The sequence below is a fragment of the Hyella patelloides LEGE 07179 genome (assembly GCF_900659865.1).
Taxonomy (GTDB): domain Bacteria; phylum Cyanobacteriota; class Cyanobacteriia; order Cyanobacteriales; family Xenococcaceae; genus Hyella; species Hyella patelloides.
In genome coordinates this window covers 1-14334 of the sequence record NZ_LR213943.1, presented here as the reverse complement: position 1 = coordinate 14334, position 14334 = coordinate 1, and the positions used below count along the sequence as shown (strand labels likewise).

Here is a 14334-nt window from a genome sequence, read left to right as displayed (position 1 = left end):
TATTTCTGACAATCTATTACATCCCATTTGTTTGGGTTCTGACAATAAAAACAATGTGTAGTGTTCGAGATTGCATTGTGCGGTGGAAGGTTTGCTGATTTTCCTGATTGTTCGATACCTGTTTTTTTGATGTCTTCTACTTAAGAGTGCATTGTCTCATTATTCTGTCAATGCGTAAGTCCTATATAATTTAGATCGGCATTGCGACAACCTGAAATTACTAACCAATAAACCCAAAGTGTCCCTATCTTCTCAACAACTGTGGAGTCAAGTATTAGCGCGTTTAGAACAACAGCTAAATCGCCCTACTTTTGAAACTTGGATTCAAACTACCACGATCAAGGATTTACAAGATAGCAGCATGACTATCTGTACTCCTAATCCGTTTGTTCTCAATCATTTACAAAAGCACTATCTTCCAGTTATTAACAATGTGGTAACAGAGATACTGGGTAAGCCCGTAGAAATTCATTTGACTCTAGATCGAGGAGATAACGCTGATTGGATTAGTAGTAATCTTCCGCTAGGCGATCGCATTCCTGACGTACCTGCTCATCATCACGCTCTAAAACTAACAGAGTTAAATCCTAAGTATACTTTTTATCGTTTTGTAGTTGGCCCTACTAATAGAATGGCTCATGCTGCTGCTTTAGCGGTAGCCGAATCTCCAGGGAGGGATTTTAATCCTTTATTTCTCTGTGGCGGAGTTGGTTTGGGGAAAACCCATTTAATGCAAGCTATCGGACATTATCATCGAGAAATTACTTCAGAAGCGCGAGTATTTTATATTTCTACAGAACAATTTACCAACGATTTGATTGCAGCAATTCGTAATGACAATATGGAAAGCTTTCGGGAATATTACCGTACCGCAGATATTTTATTAGTGGATGATATTCAATTTATAGAAGGCAAAGAATATACCCAAGAAGAATTTTTCCACACTTTCAATACTCTCCATGAAGCAGGAAAACAGGTTGTTATCGCCAGCGATCGCCCTCCCAATAAAATCCCGAAACTCCAAGAAAGATTAATTTCACGCTTTTCGATGGGTTTAATTGCCGATGTGCAAGTGCCAGATTTAGAAACCAGAATGGCAATTCTCCAAAAAAAAGCCGAATACGAAAAGATTAGAGTCCCTAAAGAGGCAATTGAATATATTGCTACTCGCTGTAAATCCAATATTCGGGAATTAGAAGGAGCATTTATTAGGGCGATCGCTTATTTATCCATTTCGGGTTTACCAATGACTGTAGATAACATTGCACCGATTCTCAACCCTCCCGTAGAAAGAGTAGTTGCTTCTCCAGAAATTATCCTGCAAGTAGTAACCCAAGAATTAAAAATATCCCTGGAGGATATTAAAGGAGCTTCCCGCCGACGAGAAATCAGCACCGCCAGACAGATTGGGATGTACCTGATGCGACAACACACTGACCTGAGCTTACCCCGTATTGGCGAAGAATTTGGCGGAAAAGACCACACCACTGTAATGTATAGCTGTGACAAAATTGGGAAGAAAGTAGAAAAAGATCGTGAACTGAGCCAGATTGTAACTCAACTCAGCGATCGGATTAACTTTGTCAGTAAACAAAAACAATACTAAGTTTTAGGATCAAGATTAAAGGATAAGGAGTCAGGAAAATTAGGCGTTGCACCAAATACAGATATGAAATAAATGACGATATGGTTAGTGGTTAGTGGTACTCCCTGTTAAGGTGACTAAATGTACTACCTCGAATTTATAGAGGTTTGAAGAATGCGATCGCTGAAACAAGAGATTATTTTTTGAAACATTGCGTATTTCTTGAGAAAAGTATTGAATCTAAAGTGCGTAAAATCCTATTGTTTCGTTGAATGCGATCGCTTTTTTAGTACAAACGCTCACCTTAACAGGGGTAGTGGTTAGTGGTTGGTTGCTACTTGCTACTGCGACGCGATAGCGAGTCCTTTAGGGCTACTTCTGCTTTCTGACTTCTGACTTCTGACTTCATCCCTCATTCCTCATCCCTTATTCCAAGTTAATATTCGTTAACTAATTGTTATAAGTACCTGTAGATATTGCAGAATGTAACCTTAGTAGTCAAAGCCGATAGTGGTGAATATCGCTCTCCCTGATAATAAGCAGAGAGTAAATTCACTTCCTCAAACAACAGCAATATATAGTCATAAATTATCAAAAATAATGGTAGATAGCCTTAAAAAACCAAAGTTTGAAGAAATTCGTCCAGGGGTAAAAGTCCCGGCAAAAGAGACTATTATTACTCCTCGTTTCTACACCACAGACTTTGAAGAGATGGCAAAGATGGACATCTCTCTTAACGAAGAGGAGTTGCAAGCGATTTTAGAAGAATTTCGTGTAGATTATAACCGCCATCACTTTGTTCGTGACGAACAATTTAATCGCTCTTGGGATAATCTTGATGGCAAAACCCGTGAATTATTCGTTGAATTTTTAGAACGTTCCTGTACTGCGGAATTTTCTGGTTTCCTACTTTACAAAGAATTAGGTAGACGACTCAAAGGAAAAAACCCTATCCTGGCAGAAATTTTTACCCTCATGTCGCGAGATGAAGCTCGTCATGCGGGTTTCCTCAACAAAGCTCTATCGGACTTTAATCTTTCTCTAGATTTAGGTTTCCTTACCAAGAGCCGTAAGTATACATTCTTCAAACCTAAATTTATTTTCTACGCCACTTATTTATCAGAAAAAATTGGTTACTGGCGTTACATCACTATTTTTCGTCACTTAGAGCAGAATCCTGACGATATGATTTATCCTATCTTCAGTTTCTTTGAAAACTGGTGTCAAGACGAAAACCGCCACGGGGACTTCTTTGATGCCATCATGAAAGCTCAACCCCAGATTCTCAATGATTGGAAAGCTAGATTATGGTGTCGCTTCTTCTTGCTCTCTGTATTCGCTACTATGTATGTTAATGATGTTCAGCGTTCTGGTTTCTATGAATCTCTTGGTTTAAATGCCAGAGAATATGATAAGCACGTTATTGAGAAAACTAATGACACCGCAGGGAGAGTCTTCCCCGTTGTTCTAGATGTGGAACATCCCGATTTTTACAACAGTTTAGAGAAGTGTATTGACAACAACGAAAAACTTAAAGAAATCGCAGCATCTAACACACCTGCACCTATCAAGTTTTTACGTAAGCTACCTCACTATGTTTCTAACGGGGCGCAATTAATTAAAATGTACTTTATTAAACCGATTCGTGTCGATCGCTTAGAAGGTACTGTGAAATAGTTTTCTGCAACTGCTATCTAAGCTAATAGCACTTGGTAATCTCAGAAATATGTATTATATATTTGGCTCTGCACTATTTATTTTATTTATTGCAGAGCCTTTTTTATGGGCTAAATAACCATTGCCAGACAGTGAATACTAGCATTCCGCACATAATAGTAGCCAAAAGATTTTTAGTTCGCCAACCTACAACAACAGAAGCGATCGCCCCAACTAATTTAGCATTACTATAACTTAAGATAATTTCATCTCCAGTGGGCATTAAAACCGCAGGAACGATAATTGCCGTCAAAACAGCAGGAGGAAGATAATTAAGTGCTTCAATTATTTGGCGAGGAAGTCTAATGTGATTGCTAATAGCTAGGAGAGGATAGCGAATTAAAAACGTTACTATTGCCATAGCTCCAATCAAATAAAATTCTTGTTGAGACATAATTTTTTACTTATTTATTTTCTGAGTAACCATACCAGCTATAACTCCTGCGGTGGCTGCAACTATTAAACCTGATTGATGGGGCAAATTTTGAGTTATTAAAGCCATAATTCCTGAGACAATAACAGTTACAACCATTGGTTTATTTTTCACGTAGGGAATAACCATGCCAATAAAAGTAACTGACATCGCAAAATCTAAACCCCAGTTGCTAGCATTGGGAATCAGATGACCGAGAGTTAAACCAATGACAGTACAGACTTGCCAATTGAGATACATAAATATAGCTGCACCGAAATAATACCAATGTTTATGAATAGAGCGATCGCTTTTATGGTAGCGATTAATTGCCACAGCAAATACTTCATCCGTCAGCCAAAAACCCAAAATAAATTTCCAAAACGGTGACAAACGTTGAACGTGAGAAACCAAACTGAGTGAATAGAGCAGATGACGTAAATTGACCACAAAAGTAGTTAAGATGATTATCGGTAACGCTGTTTTTGTAGCTAATAAACCCAAAGCAATAAATTGAGCAGAGCCAGCAAACACTAAAGCTGACATGGCGATCGCTCCAACAAAAGATAAACCACTACTTTGAGCCAAAGTGCCAAAAATAATGCCAAACGGAATTGCGCCAATAACTAAAGGTATAATAGCTTTTGCTCCTGCAATGAATTCTGTTGACGGTGAATGATTATGGACTTGGCTATGACTCAATTTTTTGCTCCTCAATGAATCAAGATTGTCTTTAACTCAAGGGTAAAGAAGCCAAGAATTTTTTTCTTGTACATTTTTGCAGTCTTTTCAAGGTTAGAGTAGTTTGGATGTTTAAAAAATATTGCTGCTAATGCTGCTGAATATTTATTTTCTAAAAACATCTTGAATGATTCAGTTTGCCCAACTCACAGCAGTTTATTTCCTTAGCTCTCAACTCGTAGTATATTGTTACTAGATTTTAATGATCCATTTTAATAACATTACGAAAACCTATCCTGGAGCAACTAAACCTTCCGTAGATAATCTCACCATGTCTGTTCCAGAAGGTGAAACTTGTGTTGTCATTGGGCCTTCTGGCTGTGGAAAAACAACTACGATGAAGATGGTAAATCGTCTGATTGAACCAACTGAAGGAGAAATTTATGTTACTGGACGTAATATCCTCAAACAAGATCCAGTTGAGCTTAGGCGCAACATTGGCTACGTTATTCAGCAAATCGGTCTATTTCCTCACTTTACAATTCGCGATAATATTGCTGTTGTACCAAAAATGCTCGGTTGGAAAAAATCACGCATCGATCGCCGAGTTGATGAGTTACTCGAAATTGTCGGTTTAGAGCCAACTCATTTTCGGAACTCTTATCCGAGAAAGCTATCAGGAGGACAGCGTCAAAGAGTCGGCGTAGCCAGAGCCTTAGCAGCAGATCCGCCAGTGATGCTGATGGATGAACCTTTTGGCGCGATCGACCCCATCACACGCGATCGCTTGCAGAACGAATTTTTGCGCCTGCAAAAGCCAATGAAAAAAACAATCATGTTCGTCACCCACGATATTGACGAAGCGATCAAAATGGGAACTTTGGTTTGTATTTTGCAAGTAGGAGGCGTACTGCAACAACTCGATACACCATCAAATATTTTATCTAGTCCTGCTAATAGCTTTGTCGCTGACTTTGTAGGCTCAGATCGCGGACTGAAGAAGCTAACTTTGGTGCGAGTAAACGAAGTAATGAAAACTGACTTCCCCGTAGGCAGACATGACGAAAGCACTAACGAGATATTGAGACGAATGAAAGAATCCGATTTAGATAGCCTGTTTATCACCGATGAAATTGGTAAACTCGCTGGTTACGTGACATTAGAAGCAATTCAAGGACAACCTCAAAAGAAGATGAGCCAAATGTTGCAAGGTATCATTGCCACCACAGAAGCCGAAGCAACTATGAAAGATGCTTTTTCCCAAATGCTCAGTTACGGCATTCGGTATCTACCAGTTGTGGACGAACGCTCTAAATTAGTCGGGATGGTAACATCTGATGATGCTCAGCGTTTAGTCGAACAGACCAATAAAGTTCTCATGTCAACATAAAGAGGCTTTAGATGACAGATTTTTTACAGGATCTCGTTGACTTTTTTATAGCTTTCAAAGACGGCATTCTCTATTATTTTCCTGGCACGGGACAGCCAGAGCGCGTCCTAGAATTTTTATGGGGACATTTACTAATTACCTTTGTGACGATGTTTTTTGCGATCGTTATTAGCGTTCCTTTAGGTATTCTGATTACGCGAGTGCGATCGCTATACGAGCCGATTATCAAACTTGCAGCAATGCTCTACACTGTACCTAGTTTAGCGATGTTTGGTATTTTAATTCCCTTTGTCGGGATTGGTTTCACCCCCACTGTTATTGCTCTTACTCTTTATTCTTTGCTAGCAATTATCCGTAATACTGCTGTTGGCATCAACGGGGTCGATCGCGCCATTATTGAATCCGCTAGAGGAATGGGGATGAAAAACTCACAAATATTGCTTCAGGTTGAATTGCCTCTAGCACTGCCAGTTATTTTAGCGGGAATTCGCATTGCCATTATTTCGACAATTAGCCTTGCTACCTTAGGGTCTTACTTTGGAGCAGATAGCTTGGGAAATCTAATTTTTGAAGGAATTTCTGCTGGAGGAACACGTAATGATAAGATTGCTGCTGGGGCAATTGGTGCTACTTTGCTAGCAATTATCTTCGATTATCTAATTAGTCGCATTGAGCGTTCTTTACCAGGAATTGCTCAAAAATAGGGGTGTTGACTCATGGCGGTATGAAAAGCGCAAAATTCTACTTTTTTATTAATATTCAAGAGGCTTAAAGCTTAGAGGAGGGGCTGTCTTTTGAGGCGACCTCAAAAGTTTATACGCCCAAATAGGAGAGAACTTATATGCTTGCCGAGATGATAAGCTACATCATCGAAAATTCTCAAGATTTCACCACTGCTTTAGGCGAACATCTTGAGCTTACCTTGATTGCTCTGGGAATTTCGATCGCCTTCGGACTATTATTGGGGATTATTGGCTCTCGCTTTCGGAGTTTGAGAAATTTTCTGCTCAATGTCGGGAAAATTGGGCGCACGATTCCCAGTTTAGCGGTACTAGCACTATCATTACCTTTGCTGGGTATAGGAAAGCCACCGACGCTATTGGCACTTACCTTGATTGGCACTCTGCCGATTTTAATCAATACAATAATTGGTCTTGAGCAAGTAGACAAAGATACCAAAGAAGCTGCCGTTGGTATGGGAATGAAAGATTTACAGATTCTGCGTCAACTAGAATTGCCCATAGCTCTACCAGTGATTATGGCAGGAATTCGCACGGCTGCGGTGGTTATTGTAGCAGGAGCAACTTTAGCAGGATTTATTGGTGGTGGTGGTTTAGGGGATCTGATTCTCAATGGTCATCAACTGGGGCGCGACCATGTGATGCTTGCAGGAGCAATTCCCGCCACTTTACTTTCTTTTTACTTTGAAGAAGCTTTTGGACGTTTAGAAACCTGGGCAACACCAAAGGGTTTAACTGATGAGACAAGACAGTCGGGAGGTCTGATTGGTTTGTTACTCGCGATCGCTGTAATGCCTCTAATCTTTGGAACTTTGCTACCATGGTCAATTACAAATACCACAGGTGAGGCTCCCACTGTACTTACAGGGATACATCCAGAATATCGAGGGATTGGTTTGCCTATTTTGGTTTTAGGTTTGGTAGCAACTTTATGGCCTCGTCGTGGCGAAAAGGGTAATTCTTGGCCAATTACTTTAGTTACTTGGGGAGCAGCAATTGCTGCTTTATTGTGGTTCGTTGTTGGTTTATTTTCCAAGATCGATGCACTCGAAACCTCTGGTTTAGTGCTGCTACTAGCATCAGTGGTTAGTATTACTGCTATTACCAGCCTAGAGCTAGTTCTGAGTTACCGCAACCATCGTGCCAATCCTCGACGCATCAAAGAATTGCAAACAACTTTATAAATAAAGAAAGAATCATCAAGAGATGTCTAGAAAATGAACTGGAAAAGTAACCATTCTCGATCGAGATTGGGTTCATTTTTAACTGTGGCAAAAATGGGGCTGGTATAATCTGAGTGTGCTACGGATAGCGATCGCTTGAATCTTAGTGACAGAGCCAATCATAAGTAAGAAATCGAGGAGAGAGAAAAATGTTTAATCGGCGAACAACGATCGAGGCATTGTGTCTGGTAACTATTAGTTTAGTGACTGCCTGTGGTGGTGAAAATTCAGGAGAACCAGAAATCACTATTGGCTCTAAAACCTTCACCGAACAGTACATTCTCGGTAATATGTACGAAATGGTTTTGGATGATGCGGGGTTCAATGCAGAATATAAAGCGATCGGCGGTACTAATGAAAATCACGCAGCTTTAACCTCTGGAGACATTGATGTTTACCCAGAGTATATAGGCACCGCACTGATTACAATTCTCGGTCAGGAATTCGATTCCAGTATGTCTACACAGCAGGTATACCAAACTGTAAAAGATGCTTATGTAGAACAGTTTAATGTCGCAGTTCTAGAACCCACTACTTTCAACAATACCTATGCAATAATGATGCCCAAAGAACGTGCTAGTAAGTTAGGAATCAAAACCGTTAGCGATATCTCGCAAAAAGCCAGTGAGCTAACTTTGGGAACCGATCTCGAATTTTCCGAACGTGGTGATGGACTTCCTGGTCTCAAAAAAACTTATGGTGGCTTTAACTTTAAGGAAGTCGTGGCTCTCGATCCTGGACTACTTTATTCTGGCTTAGAAGAAGGTGAAATTGACGCAACTACTGGGTTTGGTACAGATGGGCAAATAGATGCCTACGATCTCTTAGTATTAGAAGATGATAAAAACTTCTGGCCTCCTTATCCTGCTGCTGCTTTTGTCCGTCAAGAAGTGCTAGACGAGAATCCTGAAGTTGCAGATCGTCTCAATCAAGTGGCTGAATTGCTCGATGCAGAAACGATGAGAAATTTAAATTGGGAAGTCGCAGGCAACGGAAAAGAGGCAAGTGATGTTGCCCGCGAGTTCTTAGAGCAGAATGGACTCCTCCAGACAGAGTAAAAGTTGCTTTTGCAGTATTCTCGGTCTAAAATTATCCTTCTTTGTGCTTGAAGTTTTAGCTTAAATGAAATAAAAAATGAATTAATCGCATTGATAATAGCGATCGCGAAGTGCTGCCTTCGGCAGACCGCTCTATGGTTAGTTAACAGCCAGCAACGCATCCTCCAGAGCCATCAAACTCGATCGTTTGTCCGCTTAAGGGTATATATACGGGTATTTCGGTCGCTTTAATAAATTCGTCCGTCTTAGTGCCAGGAATAATCTTTCCTTCCTCTGTAGCAGCTTCGTTAGCATGGGAAGCAATAACAGACTGGGGTTTGACTAATTCATTTACTACATAGGCTGCTTCAGTTGGGCCAGTGGTAAAAGTATCTCCGATATTGATTACCATTACCGAAGCACTATATTGGTTACGCACTACAGTTTCTTGCTCGGCGGTGACTCCAGTATCGCCCGATAAATAAACTACTAATCCGTTGGTGAATGTGAGTACATAACCAGTTGGCGGGCCGACATAAGCAGTTAGACCAGCAGCTTTTAAATCATCCCCTAATTCCCCTTCGATAAACTCACTACTCAATCCATTAGAGTGAACTGCGGGAACAGTTGTAATTTTAACCCCATCAATTTCAACAGAAGCACCAAAACGGACTAGCTGCACCGATTCGGGATTGCCACCATTGACCTCAACTTTATTCGCCAGAAAACTATTCATTTCGCTGCCGACAACGATTTGAGCGTCTTTTGCTAAAGCTATATCGACGGTGTTTGAGTTGGGCGTAGCATTCTGACTTACATCTGGTTCGCCACATTCACCTGCATTTACTTCTGAGATATAGCGATCTCCCAAATGATCTCCATGAACGTGACTCAACAACACTGCATCAATATCCCCAAGACGTTTATCTTCGACCCCAGCAACGGTTCGTCCTACATCATAAATAAGGCGTGTTCCATTGGGGTCTTCAAATATTAGTGCGCGGTCAAATCGACAAAATTCACCATCGTGACTGCCTAGCGGTGTAATTTTTACTGATGATGATGAGGCATGATTCGCCAAAGCAACCATCTGGGCAACTACAAATGCAATCGGCACGAAAAACCATTTCTTCATTGTCAATTCTGAGTTGAATTTAATTAAGTCTTACGGGCGTGAATGGGCGGGTAACTTTAGTATATGATGTTGCGATAATCTTTATTTTTCAAGTTTCAACCTTTCTCTTAACTTGGTATGGTATATCTTTCTGGTTGCTGGGAGTCCAATAAACTATTACAAAGTAGGACAGACTGCTGGTTTACTCTGGAATTAAGTCCTTTGATTGAGAGTATAAGAAATTACTCGATTAATCTTGGGTCGCCCAAAACGTTCCCAAGCATTACCACCTCTTAAAAATAACTCCATCCAACGAACTTTTTTGCCATCTTTTCTCTGCCAGCCAGAACTACCTGGTGCAAAAGCTAGTGTACCTTCTGGTACTTTAAAACTACCATCAGAATACACCGCATCACTGACTACATCCCCAACTCTGACTACTACTTTGCTATCGGGTTCTAAACTAATAGTATGTGCGGGAATAGTGGTCTTGATATTTCCATAACCATCAATCCAGGCAACTCTCTCGCCAGGAGGATTGGGAATCTGGTTCTCTTTTATGACTTCTCCTAAAATATTTTTGTCGCCATTGGCAATGGCAGCAGTAGCTTGAGGAAAGACATCGCGAGAACGAAACTGAGAACCACCCCTAGAAACTTTAACTATGTGCATTTGCTTGGCTTCTTCTTTGATGAAGGAAAGAGTATAACCAGAAAGTACACCCACCACTATGACATCATTGGGTAACAAAGCATAAGTTAATCCCTCACCTTCATTGTCTGGTCTGGCTTCGCTATCATCTTGACGGGGAGCGCAGTTGTGATAGATTAAGCGATTGCTTGCACCTGGATTAAGACCTAATTGAGCAATCCAAAAACCAGTAGCGAGAGTACTAAATGGAGGAACACTCAGGCAATAAACCCGTGCTGTTGGCAGTTCTTTTAATAAACGTTGTCTCACCTCGGCAAAAGCAGGGTCGCCAGTTCCGTAGTCGGCAATCAGATCGATTAACATGAGGAATGCTCGGTTGTTGTTCCCTTCAATCATATTGTGACTACATTAATAGCTGTTTATTATTTGAGGGTAATTTTATAGTTTAAATACTTAATTATTTAATCACTTTCTATTAGATATTGGTTAGAAGATGCGATCGCTAATGGCATGAAAGTAGTCTGTTTTGCGGTAGCCAATCCTGGTAAAGATATCTTTTTAGAGATAATAGAGATTGAGCTAGAGTTACCGAGCGATCGCGCAGTGCTGCTGTCAGCAGACCGCCAAATTAGAGAAGTAATGGAAGTTGAGGCACAACGCCAGGGACTAAATATCAGTAAATCTCGATTAAATGTTGAACATGCATAAACAAAGGGCAAAGGCGTTTTCTTCTCACCAAATCCATAGACTTTCAAACCATTTGTCAAAATACGCATCACTAAAGGAGTAAAGTCACAATCACTCGACACGATTGCAAAAGCATCTAACTGCTGTGTGTACAGCAAATCCATTGCATCAATAATCATCGCGGCATCAGTAGCATTTTTGCCTTTCGTATAGTCGAACTGTTGGACGGGGCGAATAGCATATTCGTGTAAACACTCCTCCCAAGCTTTGAGACCTGGACTTTTCCAGTTTCCGTAAGCCTTACGAATATTGGCAACTCCATACTTGGCAATTTCCGACACGATCGCCTCAATCTTGGATGCAGGGGCGTTATCTGCATCAATCAGCAGCGCAATTTTTGATTCCGATTGCTGCATATTTCTTTTCTAGGTGCTGGTTACTTTCTGCTTAATTATATCCAAGAGTGAGCTAGAGAACTGACGATTGCGCTCCGCGCACTGGCTTGCCAATCGCTCTACCAAAACTCAAACTGGTAAAGTAACTCTACTCTTTACCGCTTATGATGCCAATCTGCTCGGTTCAGTTGATAAACAAAGCACTCATCCTTACCAAATATTCTCTGTTCGACAAATTGGAAGCCAAGACGTTCGTAGAAGCGGTGGACGCGGGTATTGCTAGCAAGTGGATCGACGAGTACGGCAGTCACGAGGGGGTCTGCGAAACAACGGGTAAGTGCTAGCTGCATCATAATTGTTCCATAGCCTTTACCCAAATCAGTCTCTTCTCCAATCCAGATGTCAATAGCGCGAAGATTCGCCGAGACATTACCCCAATAATTACTATCCTCAAATGCTGGATCGATTATCTGAACGAATCCGATAGGGCGATCGTCAATTTCAGCAATTAATTGTTCTCGCCATTCGGGAGTGCGCTGAAGTTCTACCGACCAACCCCAATCATCATTAGGATCTGAGGCAATTACATGGGGCTGTTCATCCCAGTGTCGCAGTAGGGTCAAATCATTGGAGGTAGCGGGTCGTAAATTTATCACAACGAATTGAACATCAAGGTTATTACTTGGATGATGGAGGTGCAAACTTTGCAAATAACTCTTCTCCCGTCATATTCTTAGTTTTATTGGAAAAAGAGTAATATTCGGGTTTTTCGTTAATAAAAACCTGATGAGTGAAAAAGACTGGTAAGTGAACTGATATCAATTACTGCTTATGATGTCGAGCGCCCATTGTTCAATAGCTGCTGCTGGAACATCCTTAATAGTTTATATCAATAATTTTACGCAGCAATGATAACTTCTATCGGTAGATTGCACTATGTTGTATTGCAAGAGAAACTTAATATGCGTCATCATCACAATTCATTGTCTCTATTTTCTAGAATTGTTCCGTTAGTAATTTGCACTTTATCGGTGAGTTCTGTCAGTCAAGCACAGGGTCAAGGTATTGATGGATTCTACGCAACCACTGGCAATAAAATTGGCTTCGCGTACGATATGACCGCAATTGTTGAGGTTGGAATAAAAGGGCTGTGGATGCAGCCAGATGGTCGTTTCGCACAAACGGAGTCAGGTATTACTGGCGATTTTGATGCTTACTGTAACGAATATCCTAAAAACTGCGGTCGTTATGAGATATCTAATGGTCAATACACATCATGGAAAGACTCTTACCCAGATGATGAACCTGAAACCGAGTCTTTTACTCGGCAAGGAGATGACCTGATTATTGGAGAGGTTAGCTATAAAAAAATTCCTCCAGTATCCGATCTTCGACTTGAAGGCGATTATCGTATGTTTGGTTCTAGTGGAACAGTACACAGTTTTGGTCAGGACGGTAGCTATGTCCGCACCTTTAAAGATAATGTGCGTACTGGAAGTTACAAGATAGATGGGTATACAGTCACTTTTTCCTTTGATGATGGCGAGACAGAGACAGAGGCTTTCTTCATGATGGAAAACTTGCCAGTCATGGATAGCGACTGGTATGAAAAATTAGATTAGAACAATGTATATTTTTGTGGTCTTCACTTTTGGGACTGATTTTTAAAGGTTAGGGGAGATCGTTTTTTCTCATTCTTCAACCTTTTTATCCCTAGGCTTGTCAATAAAATTTGCACCACTACACGCGATGTAGCAGCTAGCCAGGAAATTAGAAATCGTGGGCTAAATGCGCTAGGGCATAGCGTAGTTGAAAATGTCTGTAGACTGGATGCGACGGGGAGTATCGGTCACGATGCTCTAGTTGGCACGGAATGAAACAGAAAACTAGCATCGTGAGGTGTTAGAATCCCTTGGCTATGCCGAAGGGAGTATGTCAAGCTCTAGTTAGAATAAACAAACTACCATCACCACCTCGACCAATTCTCATTGTTGCATCAATATAAGTAAGGTTTAGGCTAGGAATTCTGCCAGTTGGGTTTTTGGCTTCGACAACTCTAATCGGGTCAAGTAAATCTGTCTTAATCCCTAAAATCTGATTGATTCCCAGAAACCGTTGTTGAAAATCGATATTAATTTTCTGATTGGGAAGTTGATCGTCTCCTTGCTTGGATGGTTCAAAAGTAGCTGTTACTCTCACATAACCTGATAATAAACCAAAACTATGTTGCACCCATGCCTTATTTTCAAAACTTGCATGATTAATATCAATAATTTGATAAATCTTTCCCACCAGAAATCCTAAAGGTAAACGTTTTAAAGAACGAATTTCTCTGGCAGTAGAATATTGTAATAACCAAATACCATCGAGTAAGTTACTAGCATACAATAGAGGACGTGGGAAAGGGTTGAACTTCTCTAAAGCCTGGGTTAATGAAGAAATAAGCTGAACTTTTTGGGGCTGAATTTCTAAATCTGTAATGGGTGAATCAACAAGAGTAGAGGTCTGGCTTTTAAGTTCTTCAATCTCAGAGATTAAGTTTTGTTTAATTGTTAATCGGTTCGGAATTTCTTGCATTTTTTTTTTGAGAATTTATTCTATCTTTTATCACTATTATTAGTTGGGAAAATTATTGATAAGTTATGAAAAAGATTAAAGCAATAGTATCAGGTAAAGTTCAGGGAGTAAGTTTCAGAATGTATA

The 14334-nt window shown here is 40.5% G+C and carries 13 protein-coding genes and 3 pseudogenes; 7 read left to right on the top strand and 9 right to left on the bottom strand.

All coding sequences use genetic code 11. The features are described from left to right. Positions 1–108: pseudogene (locus tag H1P_RS38440) on the bottom strand (IS701 family transposase); the annotation flags it as partial. A 130-nt stretch (positions 109–238) separates the two neighbouring features. On the opposite strand from H1P_RS38440, the gene dnaA reads away from it, so the two are divergent. Both dnaA and acsF read left to right on the top strand, forming a co-directional pair. After that, positions 239–1606: a chromosomal replication initiator protein DnaA gene (dnaA, locus tag H1P_RS22530; protein WP_144871566.1), complete on the top strand. Its 1368-nt coding sequence runs from the start codon at positions 239–241 to the stop codon at positions 1604–1606. A 579-nt stretch (positions 1607–2185) separates the two neighbouring features. Continuing rightward, positions 2186–3262 carry a magnesium-protoporphyrin IX monomethyl ester (oxidative) cyclase gene (gene acsF / locus H1P_RS22525; RefSeq protein WP_144871568.1) on the top strand — a complete coding sequence of 359 codons (1077 nt, stop codon included), beginning with the start codon at positions 2186–2188 and terminating at the stop codon, positions 3260–3262. A gap of 103 nt (positions 3263–3365) precedes the next feature. On the opposite strand, the gene H1P_RS22520 is transcribed toward acsF, so the two are convergent. Together H1P_RS22520 and H1P_RS22515 are read right to left on the bottom strand one after the other, a co-directional pair. Then, positions 3366–3695, bottom strand: a complete 330-nt coding sequence (locus H1P_RS22520) for an AzlD domain-containing protein (protein WP_144871564.1) — start codon at positions 3693–3695, stop codon at positions 3366–3368. A 6-nt stretch (positions 3696–3701) separates the two neighbouring features. After that, a complete protein-coding gene (locus tag H1P_RS22515; RefSeq protein WP_144871561.1) occupies positions 3702–4415 on the bottom strand; it encodes an AzlC family ABC transporter permease in 714 nt (237 codons plus the stop codon). A 241-nt stretch (positions 4416–4656) separates the two neighbouring features. On the opposite strand from H1P_RS22515, the gene H1P_RS22510 reads away from it, so the two are divergent. The 4 genes from H1P_RS22510 (at position 4657) to H1P_RS22495 (ending at position 8805) form a co-directional block, all read left to right on the top strand. Continuing rightward, a complete protein-coding gene (locus tag H1P_RS22510) occupies positions 4657–5784 on the top strand; it encodes an ABC transporter ATP-binding protein (protein WP_144871559.1) in 1128 nt (375 codons plus the stop codon). An 11-nt stretch (positions 5785–5795) separates the two neighbouring features. Next, complete coding sequence (locus H1P_RS22505) at positions 5796–6488, top strand: ABC transporter permease (RefSeq protein WP_144871557.1); 693 nt, start codon at positions 5796–5798, stop codon at positions 6486–6488. Between the two features lie 137 nt (positions 6489–6625). Continuing rightward, entirely contained in the window at positions 6626–7708 is a 1083-nt protein-coding gene (locus H1P_RS22500) for an ABC transporter permease (RefSeq protein ID WP_144871555.1), read from the top strand. A 188-nt stretch (positions 7709–7896) separates the two neighbouring features. Then, positions 7897–8805: a glycine betaine ABC transporter substrate-binding protein gene (locus tag H1P_RS22495; RefSeq protein ID WP_144871553.1), complete on the top strand. Its 909-nt coding sequence runs from the start codon at positions 7897–7899 to the stop codon at positions 8803–8805. A gap of 142 nt (positions 8806–8947) precedes the next feature. On the opposite strand, the gene H1P_RS22490 is transcribed toward H1P_RS22495, so the two are convergent. The 5 genes and pseudogenes from H1P_RS22490 to H1P_RS39455 form a co-directional block, all read right to left on the bottom strand. After that, the gene (locus H1P_RS22490; protein ID WP_144871552.1) at positions 8948–9919 is read right to left on the bottom strand and encodes an MBL fold metallo-hydrolase; all 972 of its coding nucleotides are present in this window, start codon (positions 9917–9919) and stop codon (positions 8948–8950) included. 192 nt (positions 9920–10111) lie between these two features. Further along, complete coding sequence (locus tag H1P_RS22485; RefSeq protein WP_144871550.1) at positions 10112–10912, bottom strand: SAM-dependent chlorinase/fluorinase; 801 nt, start codon at positions 10910–10912, stop codon at positions 10112–10114. A gap of 326 nt (positions 10913–11238) precedes the next feature. Continuing rightward, positions 11239–11652 (bottom strand): annotated as a pseudogene (locus tag H1P_RS39460) (NYN domain-containing protein); the annotation flags it as partial. 134 nt (positions 11653–11786) lie between these two features. After that, positions 11787–12287, bottom strand: a complete 501-nt coding sequence (locus H1P_RS22470) for a GNAT family N-acetyltransferase (RefSeq protein WP_144871548.1) — start codon at positions 12285–12287, stop codon at positions 11787–11789. Positions 12288–12309: 22 nt separating this feature from the next. Then, positions 12310–12426, bottom strand: a pseudogene (locus H1P_RS39455) (GFA family protein); the annotation flags it as partial. Between the two features lie 113 nt (positions 12427–12539). On the opposite strand from H1P_RS39455, the gene H1P_RS22460 reads away from it, so the two are divergent. After that, entirely contained in the window at positions 12540–13253 is a 714-nt protein-coding gene (locus tag H1P_RS22460) for a hypothetical protein (RefSeq protein WP_144871546.1), read from the top strand. Positions 13254–13566: 313 nt separating this feature from the next. On the opposite strand, the gene H1P_RS22450 is transcribed toward H1P_RS22460, so the two are convergent. Then, entirely contained in the window at positions 13567–14208 is a 642-nt protein-coding gene (locus H1P_RS22450) for a PAP/fibrillin family protein (RefSeq protein ID WP_144871544.1), read from the bottom strand. Positions 14209–14334 lie beyond the last annotated feature (126 nt).